18 protein-coding genes and 1 rRNA gene are annotated in these 18,040 nt (G+C 51.0%); 8 read left to right on the forward strand and 11 right to left on the reverse strand.

From position 1 onward, the window contains the following. A 16S ribosomal RNA gene (locus tag BLT35_RS18440) occupies positions 1–190 on the reverse strand; the annotation flags it as partial. A gap of 526 nt (positions 191–716) precedes the next feature. Between BLT35_RS18440 and BLT35_RS18445 the strand changes: the two genes are divergently transcribed. The 3 genes from BLT35_RS18445 to BLT35_RS18455 all read left to right on the forward strand — a co-directional run bounded on the left by BLT35_RS18445 (position 717) and on the right by BLT35_RS18455 (position 3,742). Then, a complete protein-coding gene (locus BLT35_RS18445) occupies positions 717–1,466 on the forward strand; it encodes an ABC transporter ATP-binding protein (RefSeq protein WP_074729335.1) in 750 nt (249 codons plus the stop codon). Further along, positions 1,463–2,692, forward strand: a complete 1,230-nt coding sequence (locus BLT35_RS18450) for an ABC transporter permease (protein ID WP_062409483.1) — start codon at positions 1,463–1,465, stop codon at positions 2,690–2,692. The genes BLT35_RS18445 and BLT35_RS18450 overlap by 4 nt, the downstream gene beginning before the upstream one ends. A 99-nt stretch (positions 2,693–2,791) precedes the next feature. Next, positions 2,792–3,742, forward strand: a complete 951-nt coding sequence (locus BLT35_RS18455) for an alpha/beta hydrolase (protein WP_074729336.1) — start codon at positions 2,792–2,794, stop codon at positions 3,740–3,742. Positions 3,743–3,867: 125 nt separating this feature from the next. On the opposite strand, the gene BLT35_RS18460 is transcribed toward BLT35_RS18455, so the two are convergent. The 3 genes from BLT35_RS18460 to BLT35_RS18470 all read right to left on the reverse strand — a co-directional run bounded on the left by BLT35_RS18460 (position 3,868) and on the right by BLT35_RS18470 (position 6,286). Beyond that, positions 3,868–4,344, reverse strand: coding sequence for a thiol-disulfide oxidoreductase DCC family protein (locus tag BLT35_RS18460; protein ID WP_306274406.1), 477 nt, complete (start codon positions 4,342–4,344; stop codon positions 3,868–3,870). 7 nt (positions 4,345–4,351) lie between these two features. Continuing rightward, complete coding sequence (locus BLT35_RS18465) at positions 4,352–5,143, reverse strand: alpha/beta fold hydrolase (protein WP_054819209.1); 792 nt, start codon at positions 5,141–5,143, stop codon at positions 4,352–4,354. Between the two features lie 201 nt (positions 5,144–5,344). Next, complete coding sequence (locus BLT35_RS18470; protein WP_074729339.1) at positions 5,345–6,286, reverse strand: S-layer homology domain-containing protein; 942 nt, start codon at positions 6,284–6,286, stop codon at positions 5,345–5,347. A gap of 227 nt (positions 6,287–6,513) precedes the next feature. Between BLT35_RS18470 and BLT35_RS18475 the strand changes: the two genes are divergently transcribed. Continuing rightward, positions 6,514–7,956: an FAD-binding oxidoreductase gene (locus tag BLT35_RS18475; protein WP_074729341.1), complete on the forward strand. Its 1,443-nt coding sequence runs from the start codon at positions 6,514–6,516 to the stop codon at positions 7,954–7,956. Continuing rightward, a complete protein-coding gene (locus BLT35_RS18480) occupies positions 7,937–8,518 on the forward strand; it encodes an MFS transporter (protein ID WP_254777607.1) in 582 nt (193 codons plus the stop codon). Before BLT35_RS18475 ends, BLT35_RS18480 begins: the two co-directional genes overlap by 20 nt. Positions 8,519–8,628: 110 nt before the next feature. On the opposite strand, the gene BLT35_RS18485 is transcribed toward BLT35_RS18480, so the two are convergent. The 6 genes from BLT35_RS18485 to BLT35_RS18510 all read right to left on the reverse strand — a co-directional run bounded on the left by BLT35_RS18485 (position 8,629) and on the right by BLT35_RS18510 (position 14,839). Continuing rightward, on the reverse strand, positions 8,629–9,435 hold the full coding sequence (locus BLT35_RS18485) for an ABC transporter permease (protein ID WP_074729344.1): 807 nt from the start codon (positions 9,433–9,435) through the stop codon (positions 8,629–8,631). Then, positions 9,436–10,236, reverse strand: a complete 801-nt coding sequence (locus tag BLT35_RS18490) for an ABC transporter ATP-binding protein (RefSeq protein WP_074729346.1) — start codon at positions 10,234–10,236, stop codon at positions 9,436–9,438. 50 nt (positions 10,237–10,286) lie between these two features. Beyond that, positions 10,287–11,306, reverse strand: a complete 1,020-nt coding sequence (locus BLT35_RS18495; protein ID WP_074729348.1) for an ABC transporter substrate-binding protein — start codon at positions 11,304–11,306, stop codon at positions 10,287–10,289. Positions 11,307–11,349: 43 nt separating this feature from the next. Continuing rightward, the gene (locus BLT35_RS18500) at positions 11,350–12,420 is read right to left on the reverse strand and encodes an ABC transporter substrate-binding protein (protein ID WP_074729351.1); all 1,071 of its coding nucleotides are present in this window, start codon (positions 12,418–12,420) and stop codon (positions 11,350–11,352) included. 50 nt (positions 12,421–12,470) lie between these two features. Next, a complete protein-coding gene (locus tag BLT35_RS18505; protein ID WP_062409493.1) occupies positions 12,471–13,187 on the reverse strand; it encodes a class II aldolase/adducin family protein in 717 nt (238 codons plus the stop codon). A 293-nt stretch (positions 13,188–13,480) separates the two neighbouring features. Then, entirely contained in the window at positions 13,481–14,839 is a 1,359-nt protein-coding gene (locus BLT35_RS18510) for an MFS transporter (RefSeq protein ID WP_074729353.1), read from the reverse strand. Positions 14,840–14,957: 118 nt separating this feature from the next. On the opposite strand from BLT35_RS18510, the gene BLT35_RS18515 reads away from it, so the two are divergent. Next, the gene (locus tag BLT35_RS18515) at positions 14,958–15,776 is read left to right on the forward strand and encodes a dienelactone hydrolase family protein (RefSeq protein ID WP_074729355.1); all 819 of its coding nucleotides are present in this window, start codon (positions 14,958–14,960) and stop codon (positions 15,774–15,776) included. A 129-nt stretch (positions 15,777–15,905) separates the two neighbouring features. Then, positions 15,906–16,163: a hypothetical protein gene (locus BLT35_RS18520; protein ID WP_054819222.1), complete on the forward strand. Its 258-nt coding sequence runs from the start codon at positions 15,906–15,908 to the stop codon at positions 16,161–16,163. 45 nt (positions 16,164–16,208) lie between these two features. Here BLT35_RS18520 and BLT35_RS18525 read toward each other — a convergent pair whose 3' ends face one another. Beyond that, positions 16,209–16,976, reverse strand: a complete 768-nt coding sequence (locus tag BLT35_RS18525) for an IclR family transcriptional regulator (protein WP_074729357.1) — start codon at positions 16,974–16,976, stop codon at positions 16,209–16,211. 130 nt (positions 16,977–17,106) lie between these two features. Here BLT35_RS18525 and BLT35_RS18530 point away from each other — a divergent pair, with 130 nt between their 5' ends. After that, positions 17,107–18,000 (forward strand): LysR family transcriptional regulator, encoded by an 894-nt coding sequence (locus BLT35_RS18530; RefSeq protein WP_062409497.1) that lies wholly within the window; start codon positions 17,107–17,109, stop codon positions 17,998–18,000. Positions 18,001–18,040 lie beyond the last annotated feature (40 nt).

An 18,040-nucleotide genomic window follows, 5' to 3' on the forward strand; every position in this document is an offset into this window, starting at 1 on the left:
AAACCACCTATCCGGTCTTAGCTACCGTTTCCGGTAGTTATCCCGGTCTTACAGGCAGGTTGCCTACGTGTTACTCACCCGTCCGCCGCTCCAGGGGTGCTCCCCTAAGGGAGCACCCCTAGCGCTCGACTTGCATGTATTAGGCACGCCGCCAGCGTTCGTCCTGAGCCAGGATCAAACTCTCCAATAAAGTTTAGAGAAAATTGATTGCTCAATTCGTTACTGACTTGTTTGAAATCTCTTGACGAGACTTCGCACTCACTCGTTGTTCAGTTTTCAAAGGACAATTACTTTATGGTTTCACCGATCCGCTTGTCTCATGCGGCCGGAAAATCAATCTACCATAACTCCATACCGTTTGGCAACTGTTTTAATTTGCCTTATTCAAAACAGTTCGAATCAAACAGCGAAATCTAATTTACCACATTTACTATCTGCTTGGCAAGCACTTCTTTTTTCCATTCTAGGGGACGAACCCGATAGCTCAGAATCTTTCAAAGCGCTGCAACTGACAGCGAAATGTAATTTACCACAAAACAACTCTACATTGCAACTGTTTTTTTATAAACCATATCCGACGCCGGGATGAACCATCTTTCCTGACCTCCACCGTAAAAAAATGAAGGAAGGAAAATTTCCCCAATGACAGATGCCGTCCGGCTTTTTTCTTTTCCCGCCTAAACAAGGTACAATAGAAACCGAGGTGATTTACTTTCATGGAGCCATTGTTGAAGGTGGAAAAGCTGACCGGCGGCTACAGCCGGCAAAAGCCCGTACTGCATGACTTGACGTTCTCGGTGCGTCCGGGAGAAATGGTCGGCTTGATCGGGCTTAACGGAGCCGGAAAAAGCACCACGATTAAACATATTCTGGGCCTGATGCAGCCGCACTCCGGTGAAATCCGATTGAACGGAATCCGCCTGGAAACCGCCCCCGCGGCTTATCGGCGAACGTACGCCTACGTACCGGAAAGCCCACTGTTATATGAAGAACTGTCGGTAAAAGAACATCTGGAAATGGCTGCGATGGCTTACGGATTAGAAAACGGCGCTTTCGAGCAGCGGGCCTCCGAGCTTCTCGAAGAATTCCAGATGAAGCCTTATCAGAACCGGCTTTCAGCTCATTTATCCAAAGGAATGAAGCAGAAGGTTATGATCATGAGCGCCTTCCTTGTCCAGCCGGAGCTTTATATCATTGACGAGCCTTTTCTCGGCCTGGACCCGCTGGGCATCCGTTCGCTTCTGGAATTGATGGTCAAGGTAAAAGAAAGCGGGGCGGCCATTCTGATCAGCTCCCATATCCTATCTACCATCGAACGGTACGGGGATCGCTTTCTCCTGCTCCATCAAGGGCGTATGACCGCCGCCGGGGACATGAACGCCCTGCGCAAACAAGCGGGTATGCCGGATGCCTCCCTTGACGATATCTTCTGCAGCCTGGTAACCCGGGATGTGAAAGTGGAATGAGCAAACAGGAGCATCACAAGCTATCCATAGATACGGACCGCCTGTGGAACAAACGAACGTCCGATTTTTTGCTTGAAATCCGGCCCTTTATCGGGTATGCGCTGCAAAGCGCGGCCCTCTTGATTGTCCTGTTGATCCTGGCCGGAGCTTATTTTTACACCCGGTTTTTGTCGGAGGCTCCTCCCGATTTCCCTTTCCGAGAGCTTGCGGCCCTTGTGTTGCTGCCTTTTCTGGCACTGTCTCCAATCCGGACGTACCTGAAGGAAGCGGATCTCATCTATATGGTTCCCATGGAGACGGAGATGTCCGCGTATATGCAGAAGGCCACCGCCCGTGCGTTCCGGATACAGACACTGGCCCTTCTGGCCGTCTGGACGGCAGTATGGCCGATGTATGCCCTCTCGGCCGGCGGAGACGGAAAAAGCTTTGTGGTCATTCTTCTCGTACTTGCAGCGCTAAAAAAAGTCATGCTCTTCAGCCGATGGCAGGAGCTTAAACGGACAGAGCGCTTACAAACGCTATCCTGGTCGGCGCTTCGCTGGCTCGTTGCCGGAGGTCTGGCCTACCTGATTCTGCGATTGCCGCTTTGGACCGGGACTTTGATCGTTACGGCGTCGCTGCTCCTGATATTCGGCACGCTGCGTTGGCTTGATAAACCAAGCCTCCATTGGCCGCGGTTGATCGATACAGAGAAAAAGCACCGCGCGTTCATTTTTCGTCTGCTGAACCAATTCATTGATGTATCGGAGGTGCAAAGCCGTCCGCGGCCCAAACCTGCACCGATGAAGCTTCTTCGCTTGCTTGGGGGATTCCGGTTTGCTTCGCAGGACACGTATCGTTATATGTATACTTTAGTTTGGCTTCGTTCCGAGTTGTTCGGCATTACGATACGGCTGTCGCTGCTGGGAGCGGTGCTGATTTCTTTTGCCCGGGACGAATGGATGACCGGTTTTCTGTTCGTCCTGTTTGCAGGCCTCTTAGCCCTCCAGTTGAAGGAACTGCCAAAAATGCATCGCCATTCCGATTGGTCCTTCATCTACCCTCTGCCGGCGGACTTACGCGCCCGTTCGGCCCGCAGCATCCGATTTCGGATTCATACCGCTTGTATGGCGGTACTTGCTGTTCCCGCTCTCTGCACGATGCCCGAACCGTTATATGCGCCAGGGCTGTTTTTGATCGGATGGGGTGTCCCTTATCTATACGGTATAATGAGGCGTGAGAGCTAAATAAGCCGGGCCTGGGATTCTTTTGTCCGGTTCCGGCATATCGTATAATGTGTGAAAGAATACCGATCAAAGCCCTACAGCAGAAAGGAATCTCGCGGCATGAGAACAACTCCTCTAATACCGAGAGTTCCGGGGGCACGCCGCAGCCGAAAAAAGATATGGCTGTGGACCGCGGGACTGCTTCTCTTCGTATTCCTGGCCTGCGCAGGCATAGCCGCCTATGTCGGATGGCAGCTGACCCATCCCGGACCGGCCGCGCTGGATGACTCGCCGGATCGACTGGGTCTGGCCTATGAGAATGTTCAATTCAAAAGCCGGGGAGATGATATCACTTTAAAAGGCTGGTTTCTGCCAGGCAAAACCATAGATCGTGAAGATTCCGGCAAGACCGGAATCATCATGACCCACGGGTACAGAACGAATCGGCTGCAAAAAAGTGCTGAAGCGTTGGACTTGGCCAAGCGCCTTACGGATCGCGGGTACAGAGTATTCATGTTCGATTTCCGGAACTCGGGAGAGTCGGAGGGCAGCAAAACCACCATCGGATTTGATGAAAAATATGATGTGCTTGGTGCAATTGATTGGATGAAAGCCAATCATCCGGGGAAAATAGCTTTGCTGGGATACTCGATGGGAGCGAGCACGTCCCTTATAGCGGCGGCCGAGGAGCCCGGCGTGTCGGGTGTCATAGCCGATAGTCCTTTTAACCATCTTAGACTTTATCTGGAGGATCATCTTTCGGTATGGTCCAACCTGCCGCAATTTCCCTTCACTCCGCTCATTTTGGGCATTTTGCCGGGGCTTGTCGGCGTAGACCCCGATCAAGTGGACGGATTCGCGGCCGTAGACCGCATTTACCCCAGGCCGATCCTTTTCATTCACAGCACCAGAGATGCTTCCATTCCGATTTCAAACAGCGAATCGCTCTGGGAAAAGCACAAGGACCGGTTTGACATGTGGGCAACATCTGCGGAGGGGCACGCCAGAAATTATCCCCCGCTGAAAGAAGAATACGTTGAACGGGTCACGGACTTTTTGGAGAAACTGTAACGGTCCGTTTCATCCGCCAAAAGCAGCTGTCCGCAGGCAGCTGCTTTAGTATATGCCGATGTTCCCCGGGAAGCTTTGACGATCCGCATTCCGCAGGAAACAAGAAACGGACGGAAGATCTACAATCAATAGTCAAGGAAACGCTCCCTTGCCTTCGAATCAGGAAGCAGGCATGCATCGCTCCGGCCAAAGAAGCGGTACCGATGCCGTGCAATCCATTCGTACACCGCATCGCGTATGGGCCTGGGCACAGCCATAAAAGCGTACAAAAGCGGCCAACCTCCGCCAAGACCGCGGAGCACCCTAAGACCCGCGGTTGACCGCGTGTACACCTTGCCCCGATCCAATAAAACAAACGTGCTCAACGCATCGGGATCCATCCCGTGATGAAGGAGCAGCTTCCTGCCGATATCCGACTGTATGGCGACAAACCGGAATCGGGCATTCCGGTCGCGGGGAAGAATAAACTGGACGATCCGCTGGCAAAATCCGCATACCCCGTCATAAAAAATCAGCGGATGCCCGTCCGTCATTGCCGTAAGCTCCTCTATCGTTTGCTCCTTCATCCGATCTCCCATGCGGTCACTGTTCACTCCTTCCATGCTGCCGTTACAGCTTGGCTGTAAAATCAAGAATCGCTTGAGCAAGCTCTTGAGGCGTTTCCATCATGCCCGCATGGCCGGCGCCGTCCAAGGTTACGCTGGTGATATGTTCCCCGCTCACAGAAAAAGTTCTCTCCGGCGCAATGATCTGATCGCCCGCTCCGGCCACCAGCAGTACGGGCACCCTCGCCCCAAACAATACGGCGTTCCGGTCCGTCCTGATCCTCATGCCTTCCAGCGTACGGACCGCCCCTTCCGGACTTGTGCCAAGGCCAATTTGTCTGGCTTTTTCGACCGCTTCCGGCATTGTCTTAAGATGAGCCGGCGCGAACAATTTGGGGATCAAGCCTTCCAGGAAAACGGGCAGCCCCTGCTCTTTAATCGTCTCCATCGCCTTTAACCGGCCTTCCTTTCCTTTCTCGTCATCGGGAAATGCCGTAGAATGTATGAGCCCGAAGCCGAGCAGCTTGTCCGGATGCTTTTCTGCCAGTGCCAACGTCACATAGCCGCCCAGTGAATGTCCCAGAACGACAGCTTGTTTGCAATCCCTTTTCTCCAGCAGTCCGGCAATGTCTTCAGCCATAGTCTCCATCGTATATGCGCCTTCCGGGGATGCGGAAGCCCCATGTCCGCGCAGATCGGGCACGATCAACCGGCAGCTTCCTTCCAGCAGCGGTATGACCTCCTCCCAATATGCGGAGCTTCCGCAAAAGCCATGGAGCAGCACCACCGGCGTCCCTTCTCCACGCTCGATATAGGCTAGCTTGACTCCGTTTACATTCTCATTCCGCTTATCCATCCCGGGTCACTCCTTTAAAATATTTTATGTGATCTGCAGCATTGATAAGTTTAGTATGTAATTCAGCTTTAAAACCTATTATACCCGTTATCCCCGTCCGTTTCCTCTATGAATTCCCGCATCTGACGGCGAGAAAAAGCCGGACGATCACGAACGATATTCGTCAGTAATCGGCCGGCTTGTAAACAACCCTCAATCTTTTTATTTTTCCGCTGCTTCCACAACCGTGTCCGTGCTGAACCAGCTTGGTTCGGCCACCGGCTTATATTTGGAGGAGACATATGTTTCTGCTTTAGGCTCCGTAATCACCGTCGCGTTCATGCTGTCCGGCTTCGGATCGGTCAGTGAATAAGTAATGACCGCTCGTCCGTCCTGTTCGAACCGGATACCGTCAATCGTAATGCCATAGCCTGCAGTCGGCTTCTGGCCTCTGGACAGGATGACTTTGTTGACATCGTCGTTCACCTTCTCCACCGATACAGTGACTTGCTCCTGCTCCACTGGACGCTCCGCATGCGACTCGACGAAGCGGATCGCCTTGTACACCCATACCGCCGCTTCCCCGCGAGTCAGCTCACGCTTCGGATAAAATTTGCGGTCCTCTCCCAGCTTGACGATTTGATGCAGCACGATCCGCTGCAGGCTTTCATAGAACTTCGGATCAATTTCATTCCCGTCCTCGATAATAATCAGCATTTTGATCACAGGGAAGGTCCCTTTGGTATCTATAGCGTGAATGACCAGGTCCGCAAACTGTTCACGAGTAATGGTGCCGTTCGGATCTACATCCTTTGGAATCGGCAGACCGTTCAAATGCGCTTTCACAAACGACTGGGCGTACCAGGCATTGTTCGGAATATTCGTAAAATAATCCGATGCCTGCGGAATTTTAGGGAACCGCAGGGTGTCGATATGGAGATCCAGCCCTTTAACCAGCATGTGAACGGCTTGAGCATAGCTGACTTTACCCGTCGGAACAAAATGCTTGCCGTCTACACCGCTGACGACTCCCCGATCCTTCAGTGCCAATATCGGAGCTTTCTGATCCTGATTCAAATCATCGAACGCAAATGCAGAGCCAGCCGTCAAGCTGCCCAAAAGCGCCGTGGCCGACAAAAGAGTAACTATTTTTTTGACCGACATCAGATAATCCCACCTTTGCTTTTATTTCACTCCGGAGTACTTTCTAAACGTATCCGCTCGCCAAAAGGTTGCAGCGCATGATTCCGTCCCCTCATTTTCCTACATTTGCCCCCCGACTTCTTGCCTGATTAGACCCATTATTCCCCAATTACACTTTTTACCCCGGCCGGTCATGTGATAATCTATCTTTATAAGCCCAATTTACCGGAAAGGATTAAGATCCCTTCATGAAAAAGAGGTATCTGCTTTTTATCGCCGTCTATCTGCTGTCGTTTGCTTTCTCGGTATACGGAAGCTGGTCCCGCGGACCGGAACTGCTGATGACGGATGTAAGCCGGACTCTATCCCGCAAGGTGACGAAAATCGTTCCGGCAGATGATCTCAAGAGCTTGCAGGATACGGTTCGGGAAGCCGCGGAAAAAGGACTGCCCGTCTCCATTGCCGGTGCCGGCCACAGCCAAGGCGGCCATACGTTCTATGAGGATGCGGTCGTACTGGACATGAAGCCATTCAACCGGATTTTGCACCTGGACGAAAAGCGGCGCATCCTTCGCGTACAAAGCGGTGCCACCTGGGCCGACGTTCAGAACTATTTGAATCCGCTTAACCTGTCGGTCCGCGTCATGCAATCCTCCAATATCTTTACGGTGGGCGGATCGCTCAGTTCGAACGTGCACGGGCGAGACCTGCACCACGGACCGGTGATTGAGACGGTCGAAAGCTTCCGGCTGCTGACGGCCGACGGCACACTGCTCAACGTCAGCAGAGAAGAGAATAAAGAGCTGTTTGGTCTTGCCATCGGGGGCTTCGGATTGTTCGGCGTCATTGTCGATGTGGACCTCCGGGTGACGGATAATCCCGTCTACCGGATCGATACGTTTATGACCGATTACCGCTCGTTCCCCGGCTGGTTCCGGAATGAAATCTTGTCCAGGCCGGAAACGGAGCTGGCCATCGCGCGATTGTCCGTAGCTTCGGACAGCCTGCTGGACGAAATGTATGTAACCACATATACCAGGACCGACATGAAAGCGACACCGGCGCTAGCCGAGTTGCAGGAGGAGCGTTTCGTAGAGCGCAACAAATTTTTGTTCGGTTTGTCGCGCAAATGGGATTGGGGCAAGGACTTCATCTGGAGCGTTCAAAAAAAGATGTTTGCCGATGCGCCCAAGGGAGAACTGATTACGCGCAACAACGCGATGCGGCCCGATATCGAGTTTCTGGAGCACCGGTCCCCCACGGACACGGACATCCTGCAGGAATATTTCGTACCCGCCGACCGCTTTACCGCTTTTGTTGACGAGCTAAGAACGATCGTGCGGCAGGAGAAGGTCAATCTGCTGAATGCTACGGTTCGGTATATCCGGAGTAATGATGAAGCTCATCTCTCTTATGCTAGGCATGACGGCTACGCCGTTGTGATCTTAATCAATCAGAAGCTGTCGGATCAAGGGACGGCACACATCGAGAAAGTCACGCAGCAGCTTGTGGATGCGGTGATCCGAAACAACGGCACGTATTATTTAACCTACCAGCTGTATCCGACTCCGGAGCAATTGAGGCAGGTCTACCCCAAAGCGGACAGCTTCTTCGACGCCAAGCGGCGTTATGATCCGAACGGACTTTTCCAAAATTTATTTTACGAGAGGTATGCCGATCATGGAAAATAACCCCTTGTCCAGAAATCGCGGACACGCCATCCGCAGTCTGATGCTGTCGCAAAGCGCGGCGCTGTTCGGAAGCGGATTGGTCTTTCCGTTTTACCTTATTTTCATCAAGGAGATCGGAGCTGGTTTTACCGAATACGGGCTGGCTTACGGCTTATTTACCATCAGCTCCTCCCTGCTCCAACCCAGGCTCGGCGCCTGGTCCGACCGATACGGCAGGAAATCGCTGCTGCTCTGGAGCGCTTGGGGAATGGCAGTGCTGTTCCTGTTTTTCCCCGTGGTGACAGGGATTTGGCAGGTTTACGTACTGCAGGTGCTGATGGGGCTGTTCGGAGCTATGCAAAAAACCGGCGAAAAGGCACTGTTGGCCGATGTGACGGAAGGCCCGGTCAGGGGACGGCAAATCGGCTCCTACCACGGCTGGATAGGCCTGTTTTCCGGTCTTGCGGTTATCGCGGGAGGCGTTCTGATCGACTTCTTCACGCTGGATTTGATCTTCTATATCGGCTCGCTGTGGATGTTTGTGAGCGGTTTTCTGCTGCTGAGAATGGAAGAAAAAAGATAGAAATGGAATACTCAGCGCCAAAAGCTCCGGAAGATCGATTCTTCCGGAGCTTTGGATAGGGGCCGGCGGTTACCGCGGAGCGGCTTTATGACAAGCTTTATCGATGAAGGCTAGCTGCGCCAAGGAGCGATTTTTCGTTCAACCACCTTCAGCAGCTGCGTCAGCAGTACGGAAAAGACCATCAAAACCCCGACATAACCCAAATATTCCGCGGTACGGAACAGCTCGGATGCATGCCGGATGGCATACCCTATCCCTTTATTGGCCGCCAGCATTTCGGCCACAACGACCGCAATCAGCGCACGTCCGATAGCCAACCGTATTCCGGTAATGATATAAGAGAGTGTGGAAGGGAATATCACTTCTTTGAACATCTGAAACTCATTGGCTCCATAGGAACGGGCCGCTTTGATCAGAGACGGATCGGTTGTTTTCACCCCCGACATCGTATTGATCAAAATAGGAAAAACCGCCATCGTAAAAACCATCATAATTTTGGACAAAATATCCAAACCAAACCACAATACGAATAGCGGCGTCAAGGCTACTACGGGTGTAGTATACAGCGCAGTAATAATCGGATCAAAAGAATACTCCAGTTTTTTCCAATACCCGAGAACCAAACCCAAGGGTATCCCGATCATAGCCATGGCCAGACCGATCGCCGCTTCCAAACCGCTTATGGCCAAATGCCTGAACACACTTCCGTTCATAATAAATCCCCAGGTTTGCACCAGGATTTTACTGGGCCAGCTGAACATAAAGGGATCGATCATCCCTATCTGTCCACAGATTTCCCATACCAATAAAATGATGGCTATCGTAACTAGAGGATAGGACCAGGCAGGGGTTAATTTTGATTTTTTTGCGGGAACCGGACTGGCCGCAGCCGGCTTCAGCGATTCCAATTTTGCCATCTATACTTCCCCCCTTTGATATTGTCTGGTAACTTCCCCTTTGAGGTGGTTCCAAATTAGAGCTTTATATTCCTGATATTTGGGAAGCAATTTGGTTTCCAGCGTTCTGGGATAAGGGATGTCAATTTTTAAATCTTCCACAATTCGGCCGGGACGTACGGTCATGAGGAATATCCGGCTGGATAAAAACACCGCTTCATCGATAGAATGGGTAATGAAAATGACCGTCTTTTTCTCTTTAAACATAATTTTCAATACTTCTTCCTGCATAATCTCGCGTGTCTGTTCGTCAATGGCGGAGAAAGGCTCATCCATTAATAATATTTTGGGGTTCACGGCGAAAGCGCGTGCAATTCCCACCCGCTGCTTCATACCGCCCGAGAGCTGATGAGGGTATTTGCCTTCAAAGCCTTCGAGCCCGACCATCCGGATATAGTGCATGACATGATCGCGTATATCCTTTTCCGATCTGCCCTGCAGCCTTAGCCCAAAAGCCACATTTTGAAAAACGGTATGCCAGGGCATTAATGCAAAATCCTGAAAAACCATGGCCTTCTCTCCACCCGGACCTTCAACGCGGTGTCCGTTCACATAAATGGAACCGGTCACCGGACGAATCAATCCGTCCAATGTATGCAGCAGGGTGCTTTTACCGCATCCGCTCGGACCGATAATGGAAATAAACTCGCCTTCATAAATTTCTCCCGAGGCATCCTGAAGGGCATGAACCTGATTGGGCTCGCCCTGATTATATATGACATTCAGATTCTCAAAGTTCATTAACGGCGCTGCTGCTGTCATCCGATTGCTCCTTTGCTAAAAATTATCGTTCAAGGGGGACGGTCCCCCTTTTATTCGGCATAGTATTTGTCATCCACGACCTCTTCCACAGGCAGATCATTCCGGATTCCGCCGATGGCTTTGACGGCATCGATAGCCCATTTCATCCCTTCAACATTCAGCTTTCCCTTCTTCGGGATGGCGTCCAAAGCAAAATCAAAAGATTTCGTCGTCACTTCCGGATCGGTTCCAAGCGACGCCACTCCGATGCTGATCGCCTCCTCCCGGTTGGCAGGATCTTTAATGAATTGTATACCTTCCGCCGTAGCGGCCATGAAAGCCCGAACCACTTCCGGTTGATCATGAATTACTTTACCGTTAGCGGCAATCACGTCCTGATTATAATTCAACAGCTCTTCACTCATCACGGCTAACCGTTTCATTCCGGCCTTCTCGCCGTTTATATCGTTAGGCGGTTGAAGCAGCGTCCCCTGCACCTGACCGTTTCTTAAAGCGGTTAATCGGGCCGGTGTTGCCCCGGCGGAAACAATCCGGACATCTTTATCAGGCTCAAGACCATGCTTTTTCAGCCACCAGCGCGTAATGATGTCCACACCGTTGCCCGGCTGCAAAACCGCCACGGCCTTCCCCTTCAAATCTTCAGGCTTGTTGATATCCGGAGAGACAAACATGGAGAATAAGGTTTTATTGCTTAATGCGCCAACGACCTTTACATTGGCCCCTTCGGATACTGCAGTGATGATCGATTCAGGCAGGCTTGCAATAAACTGGAAATCCCCCGATTGCAGACCCCGTAAGGCAACCACCCCGCCGTCCACCGATTTGATATTGACTTTTAAATGATGTTTTTCAAAATAGCCTTTTTGGGCGGCTACATGCCACGGCAGAAAATCGATCGTATTGGATACGGTAGCGATATTTACTTCTACGACTTGGTCCGGCTTGCTTTTTGAGTTGGGCTCGCCTACCTTCAAGTTGTCGACAGGCGCCGCAGTTGATCCGCAGGCAGCCAGCACGCACGCAAGCGCTATCCATGAGATAAGTAAACCGATGAAACCTTTTCTTCTCAAACGGACCCCCTCCTGTTATGTTATAACCTGGTCATGAAATGAATTATTCCATGTAATATTGTTCATCCACCACATCTTCCACCTTTATATCCTCGGTCAATGTTCCCGCTTCTCTGGCCGTGTCGATGGCCCATTTAATCCCTTCCAGATTCAGCCTTCCTTTATCCCCATAAGAAGGAAGCGCAAATTCAAGCGACTTGGCCACATCCTGCACCCTGGAATCCAATGCCTTGACCCCGATCTGAATCACTTCGGAACGATTGGACGGATCCTTTATAAAGTCAATGGCTTCTGCAGTGGCCGCCATAAACGCCCGGGCGATTTCCGGGGTTTCGGTCAGCATTTTTCCGTTGGCGGCAATAGCATCATGGTTATAGCTCTTCAGTTCATCGCGAATCAAGCCGATTTTCTTAAATCCGGCAGCTTCCGCCTGCAAATCGGTAGGCGGACTCAGGAGGGTCACTTGAGCCTGACCGGCTTTCATCGCCTGCACCCGTGCGGGATTACCGCCGGCCGATACAATCCGTATGTCTTTATCCGGCTCCAGTCCATGCTGCTTCAACCACCAGCGCAAAATAACATCGGTTCCGTTCCCCGGCTGCACTACCGCTCCCGCTTTCCCTTTTAATTCCTGAATGTCCTGAATATCCGGGGTAACGAAGATCGAATACATCGATTGCGAGGTTAATGCGCCAATCAATTTTACATTCGCGCCTTGCGAAACGCCGGTGATCGCGGCTTCCGGCAAGCCTCCCAGAAAAGCAAAATCTCCTGATTGCAGACCCCTTAAACCAACCACGCCGCCTTCCACTCTTTGAAGCTCGACTTCAAGATGATATTTGTTGAACAGACCCTTTTGAACCGCTGCGTACCACGGCAAAAAATTGATATTTTGCGTCGGAATGCCTACTTTGATCTTGGTCAGCTGTTCCGGCATTTTCTTGACCGAGACTTGTGGCCCTGCCGCTTTTCCTTCACCGGGCGAACCCTCCGGCTGTCCTTCGCTCAGTGAGCCCGACGTTTGCCCCCTGCTGCCGCAGCCTGCCACAAGGAGCAGCACGCCAAGCGATATGCACATGAAGGTAAAGAGTTTCAGTCTTTGGACGTTTCTCATAAAAAACCTCCATTCCCACATGATTGAAAGCGCAAACATTTTTGCCGAAACTAGTTATCCAGCAAACTGCAATAATATCTCCACCGGCTTGCCATGGGCCCCAAAGCGTCTTTGATCTGGAGTTCCGCTTCTTCTTGGCTCATGCCGCGAGGAATTCCAGCCGCCGAGGCTTGCCAGGTTAATTTGGCCTGGTGCTCCAACCATATGGCAAACACCACAGCTTGCTCGATGCTGTCACCGACCGTGCAAATTCCGTGATTCCGCAGATGAACGGCCCAATGGTCTCCCAGGGCCCGAGCCACGCCTCTGCCCTGCTCATGTGTCACGATTTTCAGCGAGGATTCAAAAACAGGAATCTCTCTTGCGGCTACGGCGGCCATGACCCCCTGCATCGGTAGGATGCGCAATCCTAAATCACCGAGTATGGTGGATATAGGCTGATGGGTATGGACAACAGACATCACCTCCGGACGCGCTTTGAAAATTTCCGTGTGCAGTACGACTTCATCGGGGGGATTCAAGTCCTGACCCTCGACCCTTCTTCCCTCCAAGTCCACCATCACGACTTTATCTGCCGTCATATCCAGCAAGTTTCCCATGTCCAGTCCCCTTGCTTTAATGAACACAAGGTCTGTTCCGGGTATGCGGGCGCTGACGTGTCCGAGATAATCGGACAGCTCCAATTTCGCTAAAATTTTACATCCCAGAGCGATCTTTTCTTTTAATTCCTGCACCACGGTTTGATCGAGCCTTTCCAATCCTTTCATCCCATACACTCCTTCATTCCGTTAATGGAAGCGGTTACCCGAACGGGGACACGACGGCTTTTTTAACTGTTGAATCGGATTTTCCGGAGATCAAGGTTCGGCCATATCGCCACGTACTGCAAGCGCTTCATATCGGCCGGCATGCCCCCGTTCAAACCCGGGGCATGCTTGAATGCTGTATTTCCAAGTATGTCACTAATGATATTTCATAAATTCCTCACATTCAAATTGATAATTTCGATACCAACGTATTAAGGAAATCTATAAGTTCCATATACCCACTTTTCTATCTTCTATCGAAAAAAAGACGGGGCTTCGCTTTTCACCCGATGTAACCGGACCGTTAAAATCAGCATCAGTCCGCCGATAACAGCACAGATGAGCGCCATGGAATGGAGTTCCTTCGAAGCGATTTCCGTACCGAAAACATTGCCGAGCAAGCTGGATGAAAAAATGGTTCCGATATATCGGGAGGTCATTAAAAGACCCGAAGCAATCCCCGTTTCTTCCATGGATACGAATGAATATAAAGCGGTCTGCAAGCCCAGATTATTGAGTCCCGTGCTCATGCCAAGAAAAGAGAGCGCGACAAAGAACCAGGTCAGTCCGGAGCCGTCTTGAACGGTCATCAACAAAAGCATTCCCAGGATGACGGTCAGTGTTCCGACGAACAGAGGATACCGGGATCCTTTGGCATCCAGCCATCTTGCGGCCAGGGGGGTAATCACCACGGCGAAGCCCGAAAGGAACAGCATCGACAGCCCCGTTTCTTGGGTATCAAAATGCCGGGCCGTCTGCAAATACATGGGAATTCCAAAAGTGATGGAATAAAACACGATGTTCACCAGAATATTTTGAATGTAAATCAGGGTCACATGAGGATTGCTTTTTAGGAAATGAACATCAATAAAGGGCTGCGGTTGACGAAGCTCAAACCGGTAAAAGAGATATCCCAATGCCATGCCTGCACCGAGCAGCCACCATTGCGCCCCGCTGCTGACGGAGAGCAGAAAAAGGAGCCAAACCAACACCAGCAAAGAAAACTGTACAATCCCCCATGAATCGATTTTCATGTTCACCGGCTGCTGCGTATCCGCGGGCATGACTTTGACAGCCAAGATCAACGAAACGAGAATGACGGGAAAATTAATTAAAAAAATGGCTGGCCAATCCCCATAATGAATCAAAAATCCGCCTATGGAAGGCCCAAAAGCGGCTGAAGTGGAAGAGAACACCGATAAAATCCCAAGCGCACGCGCCTGATTCTCCGTAACTACGCTGCGGATAATGCTCATTCCTGAAGGAAACACCGCGGAAGTCCCGATAGCCTGAACGAAACGGAAGGCCAGAAGCCAATGAAAGCCCGGGGATAACGGAGCCAGCATGGAAGACGCCGTAACCAGCAGTAAGCCCAGGATAAACATCCGTTTTCTGCCGAACATATCGCTCAGCTTCCCCAGCACCGGCTGTCCAATGGCGCTTGCCAGGTAATACGTCGAAATCAGCCAGGAGATATCCGCGAAGGATAGCCCAAAATCGTCCTGCAAACGGGAAAAAGCTACGGATATCATCGTCGTATTCAATGGATTTAAGATAAAGCCCAGGGCTACGGCTATAATTAATAGCCTGCGTTTTTTCTCGCTCTGTTCCATTTCGAGTCCTCCAGTCGATGTGTTCGCAGATTAATTATGAACTTTTGTGTGCCACAGCGCAAACATTAATGGTAAAATAATGAAATCAACGCAATGGATTTCAAAGGAGGAATTGGACATGGGTTTTGTTTCGGAGTGGGTGCAATATGGCGAACGAAGGGAATATACCGGATATGCCGCTAAACCGGTTCAGCCTGCTTCCGGCCTGCCTGCGGTCTTGGTGCTGCAGGAGATTTTCGGTGTGGACGAGCATATTCAGGATGTGGCCGACAGGTTGGCCAGAGCCGGCTATGCAGCGTTCGCACCGGATCTTTTCTCCCGCAACGGTCAACGTCCGGCGCATCTGACGCCAGAACGGATTGAAGCCGCCAAAAGCTTCATGGAGCAGCTGCCTTCCCCCGGTTGGCGGGACATCCATGTGAGGAATCAGGCACTTTCCGTTTACCCTCAGGAACAGCAGAACCATATCATGGAGACGATTGAAGGAATGTTCGCCGCCACTGCGCCCGCGCAGCACCTGGAGCAGATGCTCGCGACAAGCCGTTTTGTACAAGAGCAATATGCCGCAACCAAGGGAGCCAAATTCGCAGCATTAGGTTTTTGTATGGGCGGTGCTTTATCCGGTTACTTTGCCGTTCACGAACCCCGTTTATCCTGTGCCGTGGTCTTCTACGGCAATCCGCCGGCAATAGAGACCGTTGCATCGGTACAATGTCCGGTCATCGGTTTCTACGGGCAGCTGGATACGGCGATTACGGAGAAGATTCCTGCTTTTGCCGAGGCGATGAAGAAGCACGGCAAATCCTTCGAATATCATGTTTACGACGAGACTCCGCATGCCTTTTTTAATGACACGCGCAAATCGTACCGAATCAAAGCGTCCAGAGACGCCTATTCGCGAAGTCTGGATTTTCTCAACAGACATTTGGGATCTTAAACAAACTCCCCCCGGGACTCATTCCGTATAAAAGAACAGACCGGTTTCCAAGCCCGGATGCCGCCCTTATGATAAAGATATACGCTTTACGATGACGAGTCACAAAGCGCAAAAAGGCGGGATTCCGTTATGAAAATCATTGAACATCCGTTTCGGCCGGGTATCGTCAGTTTTTATAACGAACAGACCGGCAAACGCAGCTATTGGTTTAGTGCCCACAACGTATTCACTGAAGTCATGGATAATGAAGAAGCCATTGAACTCATGCTGGGCTGGGGGGAATCAGAGGTGGAGCAGGCTGTTCTTCAGACCCTTCTGCTGGAGGAGCATTGGGTACATGATCCGACGACTTACGAATCCGCCGTGATTTCCCCCGCGAAAAATTAAGCCCTCAAGGCGCACTTTATGCGCCTTGAGGGTCAGAAAGACGTTTTATCCCTGCATCCCTAGCCGTTCCGTGATGATCCGGCTGCACGTTTTCAGCTCGCGTATATACCGCTGGACCTGACTGTCGTAAAAATGCGCCGTCGATCCGGCTGCGCTGATCGCTGCAATGACTTCCCCGTTATCGTTAATGACCGGAACGGCTACCGAGCTGACACCGGCTTTCAGCTCGTCATGGCTTACGGCGTAGCCTTTTTTATAAACATCGGCCATACAGCTTCTTAGCCGGTCGGGATCGGTAATCGTTTTATTCGTATGGGCGGTTAACCGGTTCCGCAGTAATCTGGATATTTCGCTTTCGCTCTGATGAGCGAGCAGGACCTTGCCGACAGAGGTGCAGTGGAACGGAACTCTGCGGCCGATTCGCGTAATGGTGCCCAAATGATCGTCCGGAGTCAGTTTACAAATATAAACGACTTCTCCGTTATCATAGACCCCCATATGCACGACCTTTCGGAGAGATTTCGTCAAACGCTCAAGCAAAGGCAGGGAAACCTTGCGCAATTCCATTTCATGATATACTGCGAAGCCTAACTCCAATGCGGCCAATCCCAAATGGTATTTCTGCGATTTTTTATTTTTCTCGACCAGATGGTCTTCACTTAACGTACGAAGCAGTCGGAACACCGTGCTTTTCGCCAATCCCAGATGTGCACTCAATTCGCTGATTCCCATTTCCGGATTTTCATAGGTAAAGACCCGTAAAATGCGGAGCGCATTATGCACGGAAGATAGCGTTTCCTGCTGCTTGGCCATGACATGTTTCCTCCCCGCCAGTTTGATTTCACATACAGGAACAACCGTATTTACCTCATTGGTCCTGCGCATTACATTAAAAGACAGTACCCTGATGCATGATCTTCACAACAGAGGTGATCCCTAACCCATGGAGTTAAAAAACATTGAGGCCTTCCTGATGGTTGTCGAAAAGGGCAGTTTCTCCACCGCTGCAGAAGCATTATACGTTACCCAGCCTACAATCAGCGTCCGCATCCAAATGCTGGAGCAGGAATTGCAGAATCCCCTGTTTAACCGAATCAGCGGACGAAAGGTCATCCTCACCCCTGCAGGCGAAAAGGTGCTGCCGTATTTCCGCGAAGCTTACGACAATATTACAAAATGCATGCTGGCCTTGAAGGAACCGCCGTACGAACAAAAAACCATTACCATCGCATGTCCCAATCACATGGGAGTGGAAATTATGCCCGAACTTTTGAAAGCGCTTTATAATGTGTTTCCGCAAATCGATTTTACTGTAAATATAAGCACGACGAAAGAAATACTCGAGGATATCCGCTCAGGCGCCGTAGATATCGGTTTGGGCTATATACAGTCCGCTTCCGATACCAAAGGCCTGGATGCCATCCATATTGTAAACGAACAGAATATTTTGGTCTGCGCGCCGGAGCATCCTTTGACTCAAACCGGAACCATTACCACCGCGGAACTGAAAAAAGAACGTATTATTACGTACAGCAAGCCGTTTTTGACCACCCAGCTGGTAGACCAATTTTTGAAAAAAAACGGGCTGAAGGATATTCAGACGGTGGAAATCAACAACCTGGGCTGGATCAAAATGATGGTCCGAAAAGGGCTCGGGGTTGCTTTCCTGCAGAAAATGATCGTCAGCGAAGAGTTAAGAAACGGAACGATTGTCGAACTGCCGATGAATCTTCCGCTTCCGAGCGCCCCTATTTATCTGGTGCTCGGAACCCGGCTGCAGCAAGAAATCCGGGAAACGGTAGTCTGTGCCGCAAAGAAGCTGTTTCAGCAATTATAGCATGAGCTCATTACGGCATCCGGCTGGGGTGATCCCGCAG

This window comes from Paenibacillus naphthalenovorans, from assembly GCF_900099895.1.
Taxonomy (GTDB): domain Bacteria; phylum Bacillota; class Bacilli; order Paenibacillales; family NBRC-103111; genus Paenibacillus_G; species Paenibacillus_G naphthalenovorans.